Consider the following 2,852-nt stretch of genomic DNA (forward strand, 5'->3'; position numbering starts at 1 on the left):
CCCGCACTCGTCGTGTGCGGCGACCGCGACACCGTCACCGGCGTCGAGGCCTCCCAGGTCCTCGCCGGAGGCCTGCACAAGACCGCCTACGTGATCGTCAAGGACGCCGGTCACCTGGCCAACCAGGAACAGCCCGCGCGCTTCAACGCCTGGGTCCTGTCCCACCTGCACATCGCCACCCGCTAGCGAAGGACGCACCATGCCCGTGACCACCACCGCGTACGACAACGGCGGCGACCTCGCCACGTACACCGACTCGCTGATCGCCTCGAAGGCCTCGCGCGTCGCCGACTTCGACACGCTCTCCTTCCAGGAGAAGGCCGGCCCGCAGTACCGCCGCGGCCAGATCCGCTACGTCGGCTCCGGCGCGACCGGCAACCACGAGGGCGACTCCCGCATCATCCCGTCGGGCGGCTTCACCTTCTCCAACATGCTGCTGCCCCCGGGCGCCGAGGGCCCGGCCCACACCCACCACGACGTGGAGGAGGCCTTCTTCGTCCTGGAGGGCGAGGTCAGGGTCGGCATCCACCGCGGCCCCGACGAGGCCGAGTACCGCACCCTGGGCTACCGCGACATGATCGTGGTCCCGGCCGGGGTGACCCGCTCGCTGAAGAACGAGGGCGACACCGACGCCCTGTTCTGCGTCGTCATCGGCACGCAGAAGCCGCAGGTGCCCTCGTACCCCGAGTACTCGCCGATGCACGGCGTCACCCGTGACTGACGCGTCCGCGCGCACGGTCGTCGTGACCGGGGCGGGCCGTGGCCTCGGACTGGCCATGGCCCGCCGGGCGGGCGAGGACGGCTTCCGGGTCGTCGTCGCCGAGCTCGACGCCGAGCGCGGCGAGCGGGCCGCGGCCGAGCTGCGCGCGGCGGGCATCGACGCCCGCTCCGTACGGTGCGACGTGGCGGACCCGGCGTCCGTGGCCGGACTGGCCGACTTCGTGCGGGAGTCGGGCGGCGGCCTGTACGGGCTGGTGAACAACGCCGCGCTCGCCGACGGTGTGGGCGGCAAGGAGTTCCAGGACATCGACATCGAGGTCTGGGACCGCCTGATGACGGTGAACGCGCGCGGCCCCTGGCTCGTCGCCAAGGCCCTGCACCCGCTGTTCGGCCCCACCGGCCGCATCGTGAACATCGCCTCGGACGCCGCCCTGTACGGCTCCCCGCGGCTCGCGCACTACATCGCCTCCAAGGGCGCCGTCATCGCCCTGACCCGGGCCATGGCCCGCGAGCTGGGCGAGCGCGGCATCACGGTGAACGCGCTCGCGCCGGGCCTCACCGAGGTCGAGGCCACCGAGTCGGTCCCCGTCGAGCGGCACGGTCTGTACGCGGCGAACCGGGCGATCTCGCGCCCGCAGCGGCCGGACGACCTGACCGGGCTCGCCTCCTTCCTCCTCTCCGAGGAGTCCCGCTACCTGACCGGACAGGTGATCGCCGTCAACGGCGGCTTCACGATGAACTAGCGCTGTATCTAGAGGAGTTGTCATGGATCTGGGCCTCGCCGACCGGACCTACCTGGTCACCGGAGGCAGCTCGGGCGTAGGCCTGGCCACGGTCCGCGCCCTGCTCGACGAGGGCGCCCACGTCGCCACGTGCGGGCGCGACGCCGACCGGCTGAAGCGGATCGGCCACCACGAGCGGCTGTTCACGGCCACCTGCGACGTCCGGGACGCGGACGCGGTGCGCGCGTTCGTCACCGCCGCCGCCGGCGCCTTCGGCGGGCGCCTCGACGGCCTCGTCAACAACGCCGGGCAGTCCCGGATGAAGCGCCTCGACGACACGACGTGGGACGACTGGCGCGACGAGCTGGACCTCAAGTTCGCGGGCGTCCTCCACCCGCTCCGGGCCTCCCGCGACCTGCTGCGTGCCTCGGACGCGGCGTCCGTCGTGAACGTCAACGCCGTCCTCGCCAAGCAGCCCGAGCCCCGCCTCATCACGACGAGCGCGGCCCGCGCGGGCATCCTCAACCTCTCCAAGTCCCTCGCCGGCGAGCTGGCGGCGGACGGCATCCGGGTCAACTCCGTGTGCCTGGGCCTCATCGACACGGGCCAGTGGACCCGCCGGCACGCCGCCGCGGACAGCGGCATGCCGTACGAGGACTGGCAGGCGGAACTCGCCGCCGACCGCGGCGTCGCCCTCGGCCGGCTCGGCCGCGCCGAGGAGGTCGCGTACGCGATCCTCGCGCTGCTCGCGCCGCGCGCCTCGTACATCACCGGTACCAGCATCGACGTCTGCGGCGGAGTCGGCCGCGGCATCCTCTGAGGAGCACGCATGCGCTACGACAACGGCGGCGCCCTCCTGGTCGCCGTCCTGAAGGAACTCGGCATCGACACGGTCTTCGGCATCGTGTCCGTGCACAACCTGCCGCTGGTCGAGGCCGTCGACCGCGAGCTGCGGTTCGTCCCGGTCCGCCACGAGGCGAGCGCCGTCAACGCGGCCGACGCCTACGGGCGGGCCCGCGGCGGCCTCGGCTGCGCGCTCACCTCGACCGGCACCGGCGCGGGCAACGCGGCGGGCTCGCTCGTCGAGGCGCTCGCCTCCGGCACCTCCGTCCTGCACGTCACCGGGCAGGTGGAGAGTGCCCACCTGGGCAGCGGGCGCGGCTTCATCCACGAGACCAAGGACCAGCTCGGCATGCTGACCGCGGTCTCCAAGCACGCCGTCACCGTCGGCTCCACCGAGGACGCGGGCCGGCTCCTGCGCGAGGCGGCGCGGGCCGCGCTCACCGCGCCCGGCGGCCCGGTCAGCGTCGAGTGGCCCATCGACCTCCAGTACGCCGCCCAGACCGACGCCGTCCGGTCGCCGCAGGCGCCCGCCGGCCCGGTGCTCGACGCCGCCGCCCTGGCCGCGGC

General features: G+C 73.6%; 4 protein-coding genes and 1 pseudogene. All 5 read left to right on the forward strand.

The features are described 5' to 3' along the window. Window positions 1-186 (forward strand): annotated as a pseudogene (locus GTW43_RS08745) (alpha/beta hydrolase); the annotation flags it as partial. Window positions 187-199: 13 nt separating this feature from the next. After that, on the forward strand, window positions 200-721 hold the full coding sequence (locus tag GTW43_RS08750; RefSeq protein WP_161301057.1) for a cupin domain-containing protein: 522 nt from the start codon (window positions 200-202) through the stop codon (window positions 719-721). Further along, window positions 714-1,463 (forward strand): SDR family oxidoreductase, encoded by a 750-nt coding sequence (locus tag GTW43_RS08755; protein WP_161301058.1) that lies wholly within the window; start codon window positions 714-716, stop codon window positions 1,461-1,463. The genes GTW43_RS08750 and GTW43_RS08755 overlap by 8 nt, the downstream gene beginning before the upstream one ends. A 22-nt stretch (window positions 1,464-1,485) precedes the next feature. Then, window positions 1,486-2,262 (forward strand): SDR family oxidoreductase, encoded by a 777-nt coding sequence (locus GTW43_RS08760; RefSeq protein WP_161301059.1) that lies wholly within the window; start codon window positions 1,486-1,488, stop codon window positions 2,260-2,262. Between the two features lie 9 nt (window positions 2,263-2,271). Continuing rightward, a partial coding sequence (locus tag GTW43_RS08765) for a thiamine pyrophosphate-binding protein (protein ID WP_272922509.1) occupies window positions 2,272-2,852 on the forward strand: 581 nt, incomplete at its 3' end.

The sequence above is a fragment of the Streptomyces sp. SID5785 genome (assembly GCF_009870065.1).
Lineage (GTDB): Bacteria > Actinomycetota > Actinomycetes > Streptomycetales > Streptomycetaceae > Streptomyces.

Excerpts from the sequence above, each read along its gene's own strand:
- GTW43_RS08760 (WP_161301059.1), top strand. The coding sequence starts at position 1,486 with ATGGATCTGGGCCTCGCCGACCGGACCTACCTGGTCACCGGAGGCAGC.
- GTW43_RS08750 (WP_161301057.1), top strand. The coding sequence starts at position 200 with ATGCCCGTGACCACCACCGCGTACGACAACGGCGGCGACCTCGCCACG.